A 358-nucleotide genomic window follows, 5' to 3' on the forward strand; every position below is an offset into this window, starting at 1 on the left:
GTGCCGGCTGTGGCGCCTGTTGCGTCGCGCCCTCCATCAGTTCGCCCATCCCTGGCATGCCCGACGGCAAGCCGGCGGGTGTGCGCTGCATTCATCTGTCCGTCGATGCGCTCTGTGCCCTGTTCGGTAAACCGGAGCGGCCGCCCGTCTGCTCGGCGTTCAAGGCCGAGGTCGAGCTTTGCGGCGACAGTCGCGACAGCGCCATTCGCATGCTCGGCTGGCTGGAGCAGGCGACGGTCTGACGGCTGAACCCGTTTCCCCTTGCTGCGGTCGAAACGCAAACACTACCCAGAGAACAGGTTCCAAGATGATCCGTATGTCCGTGTTGGCCGTGATGCTGTGTGCAACCGCCGCCCAG

1 protein-coding gene is annotated in these 358 nt (G+C 65.1%); it reads left to right on the forward strand.

Annotated elements, in window-relative coordinates:
• Positions 1-242, forward strand: a 242-nt coding sequence (locus J0A65_RS26535) for a YkgJ family cysteine cluster protein (RefSeq protein ID WP_206597166.1), incomplete at its 5' end; no start/stop codon positions are given.
• Positions 243-358 lie beyond the last annotated feature (116 nt).

The sequence above is a fragment of the Bowmanella yangjiangensis genome, assembly GCF_017255015.1.
GTDB lineage: Bacteria > Pseudomonadota > Gammaproteobacteria > Enterobacterales > Alteromonadaceae > Bowmanella > Bowmanella yangjiangensis.